Below are 16789 nucleotides of genomic sequence, written 5' to 3' on the forward strand. Positions count from 1 at the left end.
CCTCGGAGTTTGAAGACAGACCCTACTGTCCCACCGAACACCCTCCAGCGGGTTCAGCCCGTTTCTGTCGGCCAGCCTCCATGCCTCCTCCCCCATCAGTCATCCATGGGCTTAGAGCGGTTATTCCGGATAACGGAACCGCATTTCCTTTACTCCAGCCCCTTCGGAAGCTGAATTTGATTCTCCCGGTACAGCTCCCCGGTCTTCCGGGGTACCTGCGGTACAGTGATGGCCATGGGACCGTCGTCGGTCTCAACAGTGGCCGTCACCCACATCCCCTTCGTCTCCAGCCGGACGGCGGGCAGCGCCTTCTCCTCGCCCAGGGAGAAAACAAAGACCCATACCGCCTTCTCCAGAGTATGGAAGTCAAAATCCCGCTCCCCGCCCGATGCAATCACATAATCCAGGCACATTCCATTGGCTGCGCGCTCCACCTGAACGAAGAGCGGCCCATACGAAGCGCTGTCCAGCACCGCTTCCACCTGCAGAGCAGTGTCCCCAACCTTCGCTTCAAGACGCATTCCGTCCTGAGCCACCGGCACATCCAGCCCTGCTGCGTCTCCTCCCAGCAGCAGACGAACACGCAAATCCTTCGCCCTGAACAGGCCGTTAATGATATCCAGGTCCTGATGCCAGGCACCATTGTCCGTCGCCAGGTTGAAGCTGAACAACACCTGCTGGCGGAACTGCACGCCGCTAAAAATCGCCGAACAGAAATCCTTGCCGTCCTTCAAAAATTGCAGTTGAACCGACACCGTTTTCCCCTCTCCGGCAGCCACATACCCCAGCAAATTACGGCGCTGGTTCCACATGCTGCCCATGCTGTAGCTGCCGAGAGTCAGCTTCCCGTTCTGGTACGTGGTGGCGTAATTCTGGTAGCCGGTCTCCTTCTCCTGCAGTGTAGGCTCCGTAAAATATCGCTCCTCGGGCGAGCTGAACAGGTATCGGTACTTTTCGGGGCAACGAATACCTGCCGGATCATCCTTCAGCGCATTGGCCAGGAACGCTTTTTCACTGGGCCGCAGCATGGTGCCGTAAGTTCGGCTATGTGGCCCCCCCCATGCCCCCGTCGCCGGGTGATAGTGCCGGGCCACCATATGCCAGGCCAGGTCCAGCAGCCGTTCTGCCACCGCCACGGCCTCCGCCGATTCCGACTGCGTATAAATGTCGTGCAGCTCCTCAATGGCAATGGGCGTATAACAAGGGCTGTTATATTCCGAAAACGTGCCGATATCCGCCGTATACGCATAAAACGTCTGAAGACGCCGGATACCGTAGCCCCTCAGCTCCTCATTTTCCAGCAGCTCGCCGCCAAGCAGCGTTACCAGCGCGCCCATAATGGCAATGTTCGTATAATGGGGTCCGACATTGCGGATCACAATGGCCTGACAGGCATGATATACCGCATCCCAGAGCCGGGCCACTAGGGACTGCGGCAATAGGGGCGCATAATGCTTGGCAATCAGCAGCAGCTTCTTGCCGTGGAAATCCGCCATATTCCAATCGGGGCGATCCATCTTGTCCAGCGGCTCCTCATAAAAATACGGCCAAATCCCATAGGTTGCCCGCGTGGGGTCCTGATCCTGACAGGCTACAACAGCCTCCAGAATGTCCGCCGCCCGCTGCACATAATCCTTTCCGCCCGCCTGCAGAAGCTCGTAAGCGTAGCAGGTCGAAGGATACAGAGCGTGTACAACAGGATGGGTGTCCGGCTTCAGCGCCGTATGATAGGTTGCGGTCAGCGGCGTCCGGACCAGCTTGACCAAAGCGTCATAGTTTGCTTCCGTAGTCTGAAGCTTCGCCAGCAGTTCGGCATGATGCATCATTGATCTTCTCCCTCTTGAAGCTGTATTCTCCCGAAGCAAGCTCCCTGGTCATCCCTTCATACACAAATGTTGCGAATACTCCCTCCGGAAGAATAATCCTGATCGTCTCCGGATCCCACGAAATTTCCAGCCGGCCGTAAGGGGTTTGATGCCAGGCGCGGAATTCCTGCACATCCGCGGGAATGTAGGGGGCAAGCCGGAAGCGCTTGAATCCCGGATGGCAATCGTCAATGCGGAAGCCCGCAAGCGCCTTATAGTACCAGGCGCCGATTTCCGAAAACATATGATGGTTCATGGATGAGCCTCCGTACCAATTTTCCCCGAGAGTTCCCGCACACAAGTCCGTCATGTAGCCCCAGCCCGGAAAATCCCTCCGGGAGGCAATCTTATAGGCAAGCTCAACATGCCCGTGGTCGGTAAGGACGTCCAAAAGCATTTTGGCGCAAAATATCCCCCCCATAATGTGGCAATCCGCATTGTCTACTGTTCTGATCAGGTGATTCAGGGTTTGCGGCACATCCTCGGCAAGGCCAAAATAAAGCAGCATGGCATAAAAAAGCTGACTGTCCGTCTGCAAGCCCCCATATTCCCGCAAGAACGCAGCCTTAATCTCCCCCGCCAGCCCGGAGGCCTGCCGCTGATTTTCCTCCTTATGCAGAATCGTGGAGATTCTCGCGAATAAATCGGCCATGTAAAAGGAATAGGCCGTCAGCAATGCTGCTGTGGGACATTCGGGCGCGCCGGCAGGAGCAGACCAGTCCCCAAGACCAATCCGGCAAATGTCATGGTCGAGAATGGACCGGAGATACCCGAGATACTTCTCCATCGGCTCATAATACCTTTGGAGATAAGCGGTCTGGCCCGTGTAGCGGTACAGCTGCCAGGGGATGACGAACAGAGCGGCATCCCAGGCCGGTCCGCACAGCATGTGGTCATATCCCCAGCTGCTGGTGGGGGCAATACAGGGAATACGCCCGTTTGGGCGCTGGCAGTCGGCAAGATCATCCAGCCACTTCATATAAGCGTTCTGCATCGCAAAATTAAACAGCGCCTGCTCGCAGGACAGATGGGCGTCTCCGGTCCATCCGTTTTTTTCCCGGTGCGGACAGTCGGTGGGGATGTGGTGAAAATTGGTTAAGGTGGAACGGCGCACAGCCTCCTGAATTTTGGTAATATGGGGATTGTCGCATTCCAGCCCCCCGACGTCGGCCAAATCGGTATGGAAGCAGCGGGCCACTACCTCGATGGTTTCATAATCCCCATAGACTCGCGCATAACGGAACCCGTTGTAGCTGAATTCGCTGTGCCATACCTCGGTTCCCTGACCTGACAGAATGTACTCGTCACACTGAAACCGTTCGTCATACACATGCTGCCTGTATCTTTCCAGGTCCGGGGTTCCCGTGGCCCGCAGCAGCTCGAAATATTGAATCGCCACCTTGCTTCCTTTTTTGCCTGTTACCCTGATCTCCACATTTCCCGACAGGTTGACGCCAAAATCATAGATAACCGGCAATGGACCGGGGATAATCGCAACCGGCTCGATGACGCTTCTCACTCTTATGGGCGGGATCCGCTGCTCCTCCATCACACCGCCGGGAGCAGGGGCAATGGAAGCCTGCTCCCATCCTTCGATCCGGTATCCCCCGTCGAAGGTTTCCCCGCACCGCAGGGAATTGAACACGGTACCGCTTCGGGCGCATTCCCAGCTTGCATCGGAGAAGAGGAATAATTCCCCGTCGATGTATAGCTCTGCAATCATCTTGGGCTGGGCCCGCCAAACCGCATGTTCAAACTGCCAGGCGGAGGCCTGCATTTCGTTATACCAGCCGTTTCCCAATGTAATCTCGATAGAATTGGCGCCTTCGGTCAAGTACCCGCTTAGATCGCAGATATTATACAAAACCCGTTTATCATAAGCGGTAAAAGCAGGCTGCATAATCTCGTCGCCTACACGCCGTCCGTTAATGGCCATCACATAGAAGCCAAGTCCGCATATGCGGACTTGAGCGGCTTTTACGCCGCTTGGCAAATGGAATCTCCTTCTGAATACCGGCGCAGCATGGCCGGGGCATCCGGCGAAGGTGATCCATTGGGCTTTCCACTCGGGCTTGAATTTCATTCCTTCACATTCTCTCATGGATTTTGTTTGCCTAGCGCTTGTTCCCGGTATTCCGAAGGGGTAAGGACCGTCAGCTTTTTGAAAATCCGGATAAAGGTGTTCACGTTGCTGTAGCCCACCGCCTCGGCGATATCCCTTATCTTCGCGTCGGTTTCCACCAGCAGCCGTCTGGCCTGGATCATCCGCAAATTCATCAGGTAATCGATAAAATTGCTTTCCGTTTGCTCCTTAAACAGCTTGCTTAAATGGGATACGCTCACATGGAATTCATCCGCCAGCATGTTCAGGGACAGATCGGCTCTGCTGAAATTGGCATGGATATAGTCCAACACCTTGACCACCAGATCATTTTTCTCCCGGCTGCTTCGTTTGTGCCGAATCTGCTCCATGCACTCCCGCAGCGCGGACAGGATAAAGCCCTTCATATCCTCCAGATTGTCGTGCTGGTTCAAGGAATCCCGCATCTCCTGGGGCAGGCGGAACTGCTCCGGCTCAATCCCCGCCTCTCCCGCCACTACGGCGGCCTTCATGAGACATTGCAGACTCATCTGCCGAATCAATTCGGGAGGCACGCCATATTGAGTAAAGGCAAGAAACCAGCGGTCTATCTGCGTCTTCAGCTTGTCCCCGTCCAGCAGCTTCAGGGAATCCATTATGCCGTCCGTCATCATCACCAGCCGGTAGAATGGGGCCGATTCCTCACCTTGCACATCATCCTGGGTAATCACCGTATTCGTCCCCAGAATCAGCCGGTAGGCTAGCACATTGCAGGCCTGCTTGAAGGATAAATGAATCTCCCCCGGCGTTTCCGCCAGTCCGCCTACACCGATGGTCACAGTACGCTTAAAGTTTTCCGCCACATAATTTTTGATCAATTCCGCCACCACTCCGGCCCGCAGCTCGTCCTCCCCGTCGCCGTCCTGGAAGCTCATGAGAATGGCGCACCGGCCGTTTTCCAGCTCGATGGCCACCCCTTTGCCCTCCGCCTGGATCAGCTCCTCGGCCACATTGCACAGGGCGTAATTGTACAGGTGGATATCCCGGGGCGTGAGCGGCTCAGAACGCTGGTCAAATTCCGCCGCCAGCACCACAAAGCGGTTCATATCCAGCTCCATTCCCAGCATGTCCATATACTGTCTGGTGTTGGAGATATTGATTTTATAATCGCTCAACAGCTCCATTACCAGCTGCCACTTCAGAATCGGCTTGGTGTCACGGACCTGTTGCTGAAGCTGCTCGCTCTTCACCAGAATATCCTCGAACCGGGATTCCAGCAGCTTCAGGCCATCCCCTCCGGCATCCCCGGCAGGGTGGGGAGCCAACGCATTCAGCTTGGCCGTGATGGTCTCCATAAACCGGTCCAGCGGCTTGAAGGTCCATCTGCCTACAGCAAAAGCCAGCACCGCTGCCAGAAGGAGGATCAGAGCCGACAAAACGGTGAGCGAATTGCGAATCACAATCAGGGGTTTGTTCAGCTCGATCTCCGAAACGACCCGCACAATTCTCCAGCCCGTATACGGATTCACCTTGTAAAAAACAGTGGAGGCCTTATTATTCACTGTGGCCTTGAAGTAACCCGACCTCTTGTCCATCGCCGCCATCTCCGCCACGAAGGGGGTGGAGCTCCAGCTTTCACCCAGCGAGGATTCATCGGGATGAATCACCACCACACCATCCTTGTCCAGCACCAGGCTTACTCCCTGGGCATCCTGCTCATGGTGAATCAGAGGCAATAAAAGCTCCGCCTTCAAATTGAAGGCCACTGCACCCTTGCGGTAGCCGGAGGAATGAATCATCGGATAGGTCCGGACGAATGTCACCACATTGCGGTAAATGGGAAAGTTGGAGTTCCGAAGCAGCACCTTGCGGCTGCCCAGCCAGTCGGAATAACCGTCGAATTGGCTGAACCGGCCGATCCAGGAATAATCCCTCACCCGCAGCTCCTCCGTGAGAATATCCCCGGACACCAGCCGGTCCTGGGAGTAGGAGTACATGTCCACAGAGAACAGATATTCGTCGCTGTGGATGAGCCTGTCGATATGATTGCCGACGCGGTAATCATTATCTGTCCGCTCTCCCTGCGGCAGATCGTCATCAAAGAACTTTCTTACCTCTTCATACTGGATCAATTGGAGGGCTTCATTATCCACATTCTTCAGCACCAGCTCCAGCTTCTGCTCCATATGCTCCAGCAGCTCCACATTGGTGCGGATCAGCCGGTCCTTCAGGTCATCAGTAAAGATCAGATAAAACAGCACCGCCGATACGGTTATGATCAGGAACAGAAACATGATCAGGCCTGTGATCACTTTTTTCATCCACCGGTTCTCTGCACTGCTTACGCTTCTGTTCATGCCTCTGTTCCCTTCATGTGCGTAATTGGCGGTGACTGTACATTATTTGAAGCTGGCTTTATTCGCTTCATACCATTCCTGGGCCATCGCTTCCACCTTCTCGCCGCCCAGGCGCTTCCATTCCTTGCGGATTTCCTCCAGACCCCAGGCTGCCGTATATTGGCTGCCCTGCATGGCCACCTTGGCGCGTACCCCTTCAATAAAGGGCTTGAGGGCAGCCTGTATATCGTTCAGCTCCGTGAGGTTGGGCTGATAGGGAATATCCCGGCGGAAGGCATTCTTGGTGGCCGTCTCCAGCCCCTTCTTGCTCAGCGCAGCCAGCCGTTGGGAGGTCTCATCCGGCGCAGCCTTCACCAGCAGATCGGCAGGAGAGAACTTTACATTCCTCAGAAACCCGTATTCCCCGGCATAGGCTACTTCCTTCTTGTACTTATCCGCATCCAACTGCTGGGCCACTCCGTTCACATTCTTGTAGTGGACCCCTTCCGTACCATTAACCAAGGTCATCCAGCCTTTGTCCACTAGCCAGTCCAGATACTCTACAGCCGCCTTGGGATTCTGCATTTCCTTATTGAACGCTACAAAAATGAAGGGCGCAGTCTCTTGGTACAGTCCAAACTTGCCGTTTTTGGTGGAAACCGGCTCCAGCGGCACAGGGTTGGCGCCGGGCACATTTTTCCACATATCCCGGATATGGACCTCCATGGCGCCACTTCCCCAGCTGGCTACATAGATGCCTGCTTTGCCAGTGGTCCAGAGCTGGTTGGCCCGCTGGAAGTTCTTGTCCGTGAGATATTCCTTGTCCACCAGCCCGGCCTCATACATTTGCTTCTCCAGAGCCAGCGTATCGCCGAAGCGGTCGAGGGTGGCACCGTACTTCATTTTGCCGCTCTCCAGGTACCATTGGCTGTTGATAGCCGCGTTCATGGCGGAGTAGGCGTCAAAGGTGGTACTGCCCACCAGAGGGATTGTATCAGCTTTGCCGTTGCCGTCCGGATCCTGATCCTTGAAGGCCTTGGCTACCGTAATCAATTCATCCATAGTGGTTGGCGTTTTCAGGCCCAGCTTATCCAGCCAATCCTGCCTGATCCACATCCCGTGGTTGGCGATGGAATCCAGGGTCCGTTCGGTGGCGACGGCGTACATCTTGCCCTCGAAGGTCAGGTACGGCTTCAGCTCGGGATGCTCCTGCAAATATTTTTTATAGGAGGTGCTGTATTTCTCAATATATTGGTCCACTGGCTGAATGGCTCCCTGGGTAATCAGCTTGCCGATATAGTTCCGGTCATACTCCCAGATCAGATCCGGCGCCTGCTTGGAGGCAATCAGCACGTTCAGCTTGTCCTGAGCCTGGTTGCGGGGAACGGGAACCACCTTCACGTCAATGCCGGACTGCTCCCGGATCCATTTGACCCAACGGTTGTTTTCGTAGGTGCCTTCGTCGCTGGAAACCGAGCCTCTGTCGAACATGGAGAAGCTGACGGCCTTGGGCAGGCTGGCATACGGATCAGCCGCCGCTGTTCCCACAGCCGATGCCTCCGGCGACGGAGCTGCCTCCCCTGTCCCCTTGTCAGAGCATCCCGCCAATACCGCTCCGGCCAGCACGCATAAGGCAGCTGCTGAAGCAACCCGCTTTTTGTTTTGTCTGGTTTTCATGTGTAGACCTCCTGATTTCATTATAATATATCAAGACTGCGCAAACAGCCTGCGATATCAGCCTTTGACAGAGCCTAACAGGACTCCCTTCACAAAGTGCTTTTGCAGCAGCGGGTACACGCACAAGATCGGCATGATGGAGAACACGATGGAGGCCGCCCGCACCCCCTCCGGGGTAATCATCCGCTCCGTGACTCCCTCGCCACTCCTCAGCATCTCCGGGCTGACCAGGTCGATCATCTGGTACAGCTTGACCATCAGGGACATCTTGTCGGTGCTGCGGATGTAAATCAGCACATTCATGTAGGAGTTCCACCAGCCCACCGCATAAAACAAGGTCAGCGCCGCAATTACCGGCATGGACAGCGGGAGAATAATCCGGAACAGCACCACCCATTCGTTGGCCCCATCCATGGCCGCCGATTCCTCTACCTCCGCAGGCAGCCCCTCGAAGAAGGATTTCATGACGAACATGTTGTAGACGCTGACCAGGGCAGGCAGCCAGATGGCCCAATAGGTATTGACCAGCCCCAGGCTGTTGATGAGCAGGAAGTGGGGAATCATTCCGCCGCCGAACAGCATGGTGAACAGCACGCCCTGCAGCAGAACGCTTCTGCCCTTCAGCCTGGGCTTGGATAAGGGATACGCGGCCAGAACGGTGAACACCATATTGAGCAAAGTGCCTACAATTGTAATCAGGACCGTGTTCTTCATGGCCACAATCAGTTGTCCGTCGTCGATCAGGTTCCGGTACGTCTCTGTGTTGAAATCTACCGGCCACAGGAACACCTCGCCTGCGGAGATAGCCCTGCTGCCGCTGAAGGAGGTAGCGATAATATTCAGGAACGGAAATACAGTTGCAGCGGCGAATAACGCCAGCACGGTGTTATTAAGCCAGTAGAACAGGCTCGTTTTACTGAAGCCTTTTGTCCTCATGGGACCATCACCCCCTTTTTTGTCCGGGCTACCACAGCCCTCGTTCTCCCATGGCTTTAATCAGCCCGTTGACACTGACCACCAGGATCAGCGCCACCACCGACTGGAACAGGCCAAGCGCCGTGGTGTAGCTATATTGCAGATTCTCGATTCCGCGGGTGTACACATACGTGCTGATGACTTCCGCTACCTGGTTAACGGCTGGGTTCTTCATGGTGAACACCTGCTCGAAGCCCACATCCATCATTTTTCCCACCTGCAGGATCAGCAGAATCGCCGCGGTGCTGCGGATGCCGGGAAGGGTTACATGCCAGATTTGCCGGAGCTTGCTGGCCCCGTCGATCTTGGCGGCTTCATAAAGGGTGGGATCAATCCCTGCCATGGCGGCCATGTAGAGGATGGTGCCGAAGCCCGCCTCCTTCCAGATGCCCGACGCCACAAAGGAGATGGGCCACCAGAAGGAGCTGGCCATAAAGTAGATTGGCTCCATCCCGAAGAGCTTCAGCACCGTGTTGACGATTCCCGTAGAGGGAGACAGCATGGCGATGACAATGGTGCCCAGCACCACCCAGGAAATAAAGTGGGGGATATAAAGCAGGTTCTGCAGCACCCTCTTATAGCCGTTCCCGCGTACCTCATTCAGGAGGACAGCCAGGACAATGGGCACCGGGAAGGCAAACACCAGATTGTACAGATTGAGCAGCAGGGTATTGCGCAGCACAATGTAAAAATCGCTGCTGGAGAACAGCTTCCGGAAGTGCTCCAGTCCGGCCCAACTGCTTCCCCAGATGCCCTCGGTCAGTCGGTAGTTTTTGAAGGCGATGATTTCTCCGAAGAGGGGGGCGTACTTGAACAGCAGAAAATATACGGCCACCGGTACAAGCATCAGATACAAATATTTGTCCCGCAGGATATGCTTTCTCCACCCCTGCCTGGGACGGGCGGAGGCCAGGGCAGCTTGAGCAGGCTGCGGGTGCGGGTATGTTCCTTGGGATTGCCGCAAGGGGATCTCTCCTTTCGTATGCTGTTGAATCTGCCCTAACGGTAACACGCGGCAAGAGGAGCCGAAATCGCTACCTTTTGCTCTCGTATCTTTTTTCGCGGGATTCTGATCTTTACTTTTTGTGATGGTTTTTACTTTTTGGGAAATGGGGTGATATACGTCGCTCAAAAATGTAAAAGAAAGGCTCAACAACCGTAAAAAACCGATTGTTGAGCCTTCCAGCGGGGCCGCTAGAGGCCTCTATCCGTCGAAGACGGCGCAGTGACTTTACAGACCAGGGGTCTGGACCAGAAGCAGATCTCCAAAAGCGTCCGGGTCCTTGGACGAACCAATCCCACTCATATACTCCATCCAGCCCCGTCTACCGGAGCCGTCGTTATCATTAATCAGCATAGAGAATCCAAAATCCGCTCCCGGAGCCGCTGTTATTCCGGCCGGCAGCAACGCGTTCCACGGAATCGCCATTTCGTAGGTTGTGGTGCCGCTGTCGTCATCCCGGGTAACCGCAAATTGCGCATTACCAAGGCCTGCCACTCCTACCGCGGCAGTCCAACGCCACTGGATGACGCTGGCGGTACTCCGGTTCAGCGCCACGCCGAGCTCATTATACCCAAGCACGGGCAATTCCGATTTTCTGCCGGGGTCCAGGGCGAATTGGATGCTATCACCCTTCCACATATCGCTGCCTGTGCCATTTTGCACATGGACATTGTCCTTGACCGCAACAGCCAGGTAGAGCCGCTCCTCATCCCACTGCATATATCCTGTGCCGCTTAGGTCGGAGGCTCCGCCCCACCCGTTCATCTGCGCCTGTGCAGCCTGATCGATGGAGAAGGGAATGGCTGCGGCCCATTCGCCCTGCGCCAGAGTCCCGTCAATGATCGGCGGCTGAGCGGCCTCCGAGGCGGCGAGAAAGCTAATCCGGCGGTCCACAACAGCAGCAGCTCCATTGCTTAGGGTGGTTTTAATCTTCAGATCATACAGCTTCCCCTCCGGAGCTCCCGGAAACGCAAATGAAACGGTTGCCGAATCATTGGCCGCAATGGTAAACGGCTGTTCTGCGCTGCCCGGCTCCCATGGGGAGGAATCCAGTATTTGCAGTACGCCGGATAGTTCTGTGTCTAAATGATTGCTGACGGCAATATTCACATTCCATTGCTTTCCTGCTGCTGTTTCCGTCAGCTGCGGAAGCACCTGGATATGGTAAGGGTCCTTCACCTCGATGCTCTGGGCGAAATTCCCCTCTACATATACAGGCTCCTCCGACATCGGCACGGTCATCGTTCCATCCGCGGCTGCAGTCAAGCTGCTGCCATTGCCGAACATATCGAAGGAAATGGCGCTGGCGGTCCCGAGATGCAGCAGGAGGCTTTTGGAATCCTTTTTGCTCCACAGCACCAGCACATCCTTGCCGTCCGAACTGCGGTGGAAGCGGTACGCCTGCACCTGGTCCCCCGCAGGATAGGCATCCACGTAATCTGCTCCCGCAAGCTTGCCGGTCAGGGCGCGGTAAGCCGCATAATTGGCCTTGGCGGACCAAGGCACTGCCTCATGATCCCCTCTGACCAGGCCAAAATGTCCCTCAAGACTTGTCTCCGGCTTGTAATCGTTTTTGAAATCATACCAAAAGACCTTCTCCGCAAGCCCGCTGCTTAATGCCAGCGTATACGCCCTGGCGGCATAGGCCCCCGACAGCCGTTCACTTACGCCGCGTGTTATGACCTCACTGGTAGGCCAGCCTATTTCGGTCACCCAGATGGGCTTGGCCGGGCCATAAGGCTGAAACAGCGCGTTAATCGAATGCAGACCGGCGATGAACCCTCCGTCATCCGGGTTAACGGGATAGGTATAGGGGTGGATGGAGACGGCATCCATATAATTGTAGCCGCCGGCCGCCAATACTCTCCCGATCCATTCGGCATCCGCGCCGGAGGTTGTACAGCCAATGACCACGGCATCCGGATTGGCCGTCTTGATGGCGGTGTATGCCGCTTGAAGCACCTTTGCATATGCCTCCGGGGGAAGCCGGTCAGGGTTGCCGCCTCCGATATTCCATTCGTTCCAGATTTCAAAATGATCCACCTTGCCCTTAAAATGCCCGGCCAGCTCCCCGGCGTAATGGGCATAGGCGGCAATTGCCTCATCGGTATGGGGTGCATTGCCCCCGTCATAAAACGGGTTGCCGTAGTCGACAATCAACAAGGGGCTGAGGCCCTTGGACAAGGCCGTATCGACAAACATATCCCAGGAAGCCGGGATGCTGATTTGCCCCTGGACAGTTTCCGCGTTTGCCCAGCGGGCATCCTCCCTCACCCACTTGATGCCCGTCTGCGCGATCAGCGAGAGATAAGTATCCACCAGGCTTGCATCTGTTTTACCCATCAGATGAATGGCTGTGCCGAATATATTGTCTTGTGCGCCTCCCGGCGAAGCGGCCACCCGGCTGAAGGGGAATTGCCCCTCCACGTCGATATTTCCGCTGTCCCCTGTGGCCTGGACCTCAAGAGTATATAAGCCATACGCCGCCGCTACAGATGAAACGTCCACCCCTTGGCTGAACACCGTTCCCGCTGCCACGTTGGCGTCAAAGCTACCGGTTGTGAGCAGGGCGCCGCCGTCATTCTTTACCCGGTAGACCACATGAACAGCCTTGTCCTGAGCCGTGGAGTTTTTCATGATCAAATTCAATAGAGCCGATTCATTGCCGGAAAAAATATTGCCCGTCGGACCGCTAACCTCCATAACCAGATCCTTCTGCTTAAAGGTAATATCATCAAACCAGGCTGTGCCCGTGACATTCCCGTCCAGCCGGACATAGATTCTGATGTACGCGGTGCCAGGCACAAGCTGGGCCACCTCCGCCATATATGCCGTCCAATCCTGGCTGCCTCCCGTTTTTAGCAGCTTCATGTTGTTGCTGTACCAGCCCAGAGAGTTTTTATTGGCGTCGGCCATTAAAATGTTGATGCTTGCCGCCTCCGGCGTAGATACGTTAGCTGTTTTGATCCAGCCGGACAGCTCATAAACCTCGTCCGCTTGGACGGGGATCAGTCCGCTGCCCAGATATTGTCCCGTTGCCGTGCCTGTCATACCGGCGCTCTGGTTTCCGCTGTGCTTCACAGCCGTATCGATAGCTGACCCTGCCTTTGTTCCCCACAAGCCTGATTCGAAGCCGCCATTGGTCAGCAAATTGTTGGATAGCTTCACGGTAATGTCGTCAAACCAGACCGTGCCTGTGACATTTCCGTCCAACCGGACATAGATTCTGATGTAAGCGGTTCCATTTGCAAATGAACTAAATTCCGCCGTATGCTTCGTCCATTCCTGGCTGCCTCCGGTTTTAATCAGCTTCATGGTGTTGTTGTACCAGCCCAAAGCGTTGTTGTTTCCATCCACCATCAGAATGTTTACACTCGCGGCATCCAGGGCAGATATGTCGGCTGTTCTGATCCAGGCGGACAGCTCATACACTTCATCCGCTTGAACAGGGATCAGTCCGCTGCCCAGGTATTGTCCTGTTGCCGTTCCCGTCATGCTGGCGCTCTGATTTCCGCTGTGCTTCACCGCCGAATCAAGGGCCGATCCTGCCTTTGTTCCCCATAACCCGGACTCAAAGCCGCCGTTCGCCAGCAGATTGGTCTCTTCCTGTGCGCTCGCGTGAAAACTTCCGGGGAAAAGGAGACTGATAAGAAATACGATTACCATAAAAGCCGCTGCACCACTTCGCTTACTTCTGGACATTATGAATACCCCTTTCATCATTTTTTTGGCAGCCCCGATAGGCTGCTGCCCTAACGTACCATGCGGCAACCGGATGAGAAATCACTACATTTTGCTCCCGTATATATTTTTGGTGCATGTTTATCTTTATTTTTTGTGATGGTTATTATCTTTTGGCGAGATTTGTGAACAGCCCCTTGGTCCCCCTACATCCCCTAAAACCGCCATATTACCCGTATGGCAGGCATCCATCTTTTGCTATAATGAGAGAAATAGATTGGAGCACGGCTGAGGGAGCACGAATATGGAAGAAATTCAAGGTGATCTGATTACAACCGAAATCCTTCTCGGGGATTTGGAGCAGCTGGGGGTCCGGCCGGGCATGACGCTGTTGGCCCACTCCTCCATGAAAGCTCTGGGCGGCTGGGTGGCGGGAGGCCCGGCGGCGGTGGTTTTGGCTTTGGAGGCTGCGCTTGGCCCCTCCGGCACGCTGGTGATGCCCACACATACGGGAGAACTGACCGATCCTGCCGGATGGCGCTGCCCCCCTGTACGGGAAGCCTGGTGGGACCCCATCCGCCGGACAATGCCCGCTTACGACCCGGACCTTTCCCCCACCTACAAAATGGGCGCCATCCCGGAATGCTTTCGCAAGCAAAAGGGTGTCCGCCGAAGCAGCCACCCCCATCTGTCCTTCGCCGCCTGGGGACGCCGTGCTGCAGAGGTGACCGGCAACCACAGCCTGGATTACGGCTTGGGAGAGGACTCCCCTCTTGCCCGCTTGTACGGCTTGGACGGCCATATCCTGCTTCTGGGAGTGGGTCACGGCAACAACACCTCCCTGCACCTGGCGGAAGCCCGCTCCCGGTACCGGGCAAACGCAGTCGTTCACAACAAGGCGCCCATGCTGGTGAATGGAGTCCGCCAGTGGGTGACGTTCCGCGATTTGGATTGGGATTCCTCGGATTTTGAGGCGTTGGGCAGCGATTATGAACGCGCAGGCGGAACAGTCTGCAAAGGCCGGATCGCTCATGCCCAGGCCTTACTTTTGCCCCAACGTCCATTAGTGGATTATGCGGTGGATTGGCTGAATCTGAACCGGTCCGGTCCTGTGGACTAGGCCATGTTTGCTTCTTATTAAACAGAAAGAAGGATTTTTTATGGAAACCGCAAAACGCCCCGCTGACAAAAGCGTATCTTCACCCCACGCTGTTGTGGGCAATGGAAGAACCGCGCAGGTCATGGCATTGGGCAATGACCGCATAATGAAACGTTTTAGAAGCGGCTTTCCCCAACATGGGATCCGCGCAGAGTTTGCAGCAAGCGATTGGGTGTACCGCCAGGGTCTCTCCGTGCCGCGCGCCTTCCAGCTTCTAGAGGAAGAAGCCGGGCTGTCCATTGTTTTCCAACGCATTCAAGGGCCTACCCTCATGAAACGGATACTTGTGCCTGGTTTCCAAAAACGGGGCGCCCGGCTGCTGGCCTCCCTGCATGCTGAGATTCACCGTATTCCGACTGACGAGACCTCGCCATTCCGCTCTATGAAGGTTGCCCTCACGGATTCTATCCGGCAAGCGCCAGTCTTGACGGAAACGGAAAAGGAGCGAATTATCCGCTATACGGCAGCCTTGCCGGAGGAAAACCGGCTGTGTCACGGGGATTTCCACCCGGATAATGTGCTTCTGGGCACACAGCCTTTTATCATCGACTGGGCCACTGCCGTATCGGGCAGCCCTGCCGGGGATGCCGCAAGAACGGTGCTGATGCTGCAGCATGGAAGCTTACCCGACGGGACCCCCCAATGGATCAACACCGTCATCGGGATGGTCCGCAAACGCCTGACCCGTACGTATCTGGAGCATTACCTGAAGCTTTCCGGCATAAGCCGCAGTGAGCTGGAGCAGTGGATGCTTCCCGTTGCTGCCGCCCGTCTGATCGAATGGCTGCCTGCCCAGGAAAAAACACAGCTGGCCGGACTGGTCCGCACACGCTTGAAAGAGCTGGAGACATCCGGCGGCTGATCAAGCGGTAGATTTGGACAAGCAGAACCTGCCTAACCACCTCGCCACAACCAAAAAAGGCGGCTGGCCCCGGACATCCCTCGCAATGGGAAGCTCCGGCGGTCCAACCGCCCTTTTTTATGTTTCGCCTAATTGACTCCAGCCTTTTCCGACAGCCAATCGAATTGGAAGTCCTCGTCGGCCAAGGGCTCCACCTTAAGCGCCTTGACGTAGCCGTTTCCTTTTTTGGAGAAAAAGTCATGCTGCTTGGTCTGGGTCCGGATGCCGTTCTGGACGATAGCGTTGATCTCCTCCTCCGGAAATGGCGCCTCCAGTCCCATGTTCATCATGGCCTTGTTGGCATTGTAGCGCAGGAAGGTTTTGACCTCCTCCGTCAGCCCCAACGGGTCGTACAGCTCCTCCGTATACCGCTCTTCATTGGCATGGAGCTTGCGCAGCAATTCCAGCAGCTCCGCCTTAGCCGACTCCTGCTCTTCAGCAGGCAGCCCGGCGTAAATCTCCTGGGCCAGCACACCCACATACAACCCGTGGATGCTTTCGTCCCGGAGGATCAGGTCGATGATCTCGCCGCTGGAGGTCATTTTGCCCTGACCCGCCAGGTAGAGGGGGTAGAAGAAGCCGCTGTAGAACAGATAGCTTTCCAGGAGCACCGACGCGCCCATGGCCAAGTAGAGGCCGCGTGCATCCGTGATATTTTTGTAATAGGCCGAAATGGTTTCCGCCTTGTACTGGAGGCATGGATGCTGCTCCACCCATTCGAAGATGGCGTCAATCTCCTCATTGGAGGCCAGCGTGGTGAAAATACTGCTGTAGGACTTGGCGTGGATCTGCTCCATCATGGCCATAAAACCCAGCACCGCCTTGCGCTGCAGCCCCTCCACATGCTCCAGAATCTGCGGCATGCCCACGCCGCCCTGCACCGTATCCAACAGGGTCAGCCCGCCCAGTACCTTCATATATAAATCCTGCTCCGGCTTGCTCAGCGTGATCCAGGACATTTTGTCATCGGACAGGGGAATCTCGTCGTCGGTCCAGAACTGCATAATATTCTGGCTCCAGAATACCTGGGTAAAATCATCATCCGGGCGGTTCCAGTTGACCGCTTTAATGGCGCACATGCTGCTTCCCCCTTTTTCATAAAAAATGGCTTG

The 16789-nt window shown here is 55.6% G+C and carries 10 protein-coding genes; 2 read left to right on the plus strand and 8 right to left on the minus strand.

The features are described from left to right. Window positions 1–149: 149 nt before the first annotated feature. The 7 genes from ACI1P1_RS17020 to ACI1P1_RS17050 all read right to left on the minus strand — a co-directional run bounded on the left by ACI1P1_RS17020 (window position 150) and on the right by ACI1P1_RS17050 (window position 13638). Entirely contained in the window at window positions 150–1826 is a 1677-nt protein-coding gene (locus ACI1P1_RS17020) for a hypothetical protein (RefSeq protein WP_416217625.1), read from the minus strand. Further along, complete coding sequence (locus ACI1P1_RS17025) at window positions 1771–3948, minus strand: family 78 glycoside hydrolase catalytic domain (protein ID WP_416217626.1); 2178 nt, start codon at window positions 3946–3948, stop codon at window positions 1771–1773. Before ACI1P1_RS17025 ends, ACI1P1_RS17020 begins: the two co-directional genes overlap by 56 nt. A gap of 14 nt (window positions 3949–3962) precedes the next feature. Continuing rightward, window positions 3963–6302 carry a helix-turn-helix domain-containing protein gene (locus ACI1P1_RS17030; protein WP_416217627.1) on the minus strand — a complete coding sequence of 780 codons (2340 nt, stop codon included), beginning with the start codon at window positions 6300–6302 and terminating at the stop codon, window positions 3963–3965. A 42-nt stretch (window positions 6303–6344) separates the two neighbouring features. Next, the gene (locus tag ACI1P1_RS17035) at window positions 6345–7958 is read right to left on the minus strand and encodes an extracellular solute-binding protein (protein WP_416217628.1); all 1614 of its coding nucleotides are present in this window, start codon (window positions 7956–7958) and stop codon (window positions 6345–6347) included. A gap of 57 nt (window positions 7959–8015) precedes the next feature. After that, a complete protein-coding gene (locus ACI1P1_RS17040) occupies window positions 8016–8894 on the minus strand; it encodes a carbohydrate ABC transporter permease (protein WP_416217629.1) in 879 nt (292 codons plus the stop codon). A 28-nt stretch (window positions 8895–8922) separates the two neighbouring features. After that, complete coding sequence (locus ACI1P1_RS17045; protein ID WP_416217630.1) at window positions 8923–9897, minus strand: ABC transporter permease; 975 nt, start codon at window positions 9895–9897, stop codon at window positions 8923–8925. 267 nt (window positions 9898–10164) lie between these two features. Beyond that, window positions 10165–13638, minus strand: coding sequence for a sugar-binding protein (locus ACI1P1_RS17050; protein WP_416217631.1), 3474 nt, complete (start codon window positions 13636–13638; stop codon window positions 10165–10167). Window positions 13639–13921: 283 nt separating this feature from the next. On the opposite strand from ACI1P1_RS17050, the gene ACI1P1_RS17055 reads away from it, so the two are divergent. Both ACI1P1_RS17055 and ACI1P1_RS17060 read left to right on the plus strand, forming a co-directional pair. Then, window positions 13922–14737 (plus strand): AAC(3) family N-acetyltransferase, encoded by an 816-nt coding sequence (locus ACI1P1_RS17055; RefSeq protein WP_416217632.1) that lies wholly within the window; start codon window positions 13922–13924, stop codon window positions 14735–14737. 40 nt (window positions 14738–14777) lie between these two features. Next, window positions 14778–15638, plus strand: a complete 861-nt coding sequence (locus ACI1P1_RS17060; protein ID WP_416217633.1) for an aminoglycoside phosphotransferase family protein — start codon at window positions 14778–14780, stop codon at window positions 15636–15638. Between the two features lie 128 nt (window positions 15639–15766). Here the strand turns inward: ACI1P1_RS17060 and nrdF are convergent, their stop codons facing one another. Continuing rightward, on the minus strand, window positions 15767–16756 hold the full coding sequence (nrdF, locus tag ACI1P1_RS17065; protein WP_416217634.1) for a class 1b ribonucleoside-diphosphate reductase subunit beta: 990 nt from the start codon (window positions 16754–16756) through the stop codon (window positions 15767–15769). Between the last annotated feature and the right edge of the window lie 33 nt (window positions 16757–16789).

This window comes from Paenibacillus mesotrionivorans (genome assembly GCF_046098205.1).
Lineage (GTDB): Bacteria > Bacillota > Bacilli > Paenibacillales > NBRC-103111 > Paenibacillus_AR > Paenibacillus_AR mesotrionivorans.

Excerpts from the sequence above, each read along its gene's own strand:
- ACI1P1_RS17020 (WP_416217625.1), bottom strand. The coding sequence starts at position 1,826 with ATGATGCATCATGCCGAACTGCTGGCGAAGCTTCAGACTACGGAAGCA.
- ACI1P1_RS17025 (WP_416217626.1), bottom strand. The coding sequence starts at position 3,948 with ATGAAATTCAAGCCCGAGTGGAAAGCCCAATGGATCACCTTCGCCGGA.
- ACI1P1_RS17030 (WP_416217627.1), bottom strand. The coding sequence starts at position 6,302 with ATGAACAGAAGCGTAAGCAGTGCAGAGAACCGGTGGATGAAAAAAGTG.
- ACI1P1_RS17035 (WP_416217628.1), bottom strand. The coding sequence starts at position 7,958 with ATGAAAACCAGACAAAACAAAAAGCGGGTTGCTTCAGCAGCTGCCTTA.
- ACI1P1_RS17040 (WP_416217629.1), bottom strand. The coding sequence starts at position 8,894 with ATGAGGACAAAAGGCTTCAGTAAAACGAGCCTGTTCTACTGGCTTAAT.
- ACI1P1_RS17050 (WP_416217631.1), bottom strand. The coding sequence starts at position 13,638 with ATGTCCAGAAGTAAGCGAAGTGGTGCAGCGGCTTTTATGGTAATCGTA.
- ACI1P1_RS17055 (WP_416217632.1), top strand. The coding sequence starts at position 13,922 with ATGGAAGAAATTCAAGGTGATCTGATTACAACCGAAATCCTTCTCGGG.
- ACI1P1_RS17060 (WP_416217633.1), top strand. The coding sequence starts at position 14,778 with ATGGAAACCGCAAAACGCCCCGCTGACAAAAGCGTATCTTCACCCCAC.
- nrdF (WP_416217634.1), bottom strand. The coding sequence starts at position 16,756 with ATGTGCGCCATTAAAGCGGTCAACTGGAACCGCCCGGATGATGATTTT.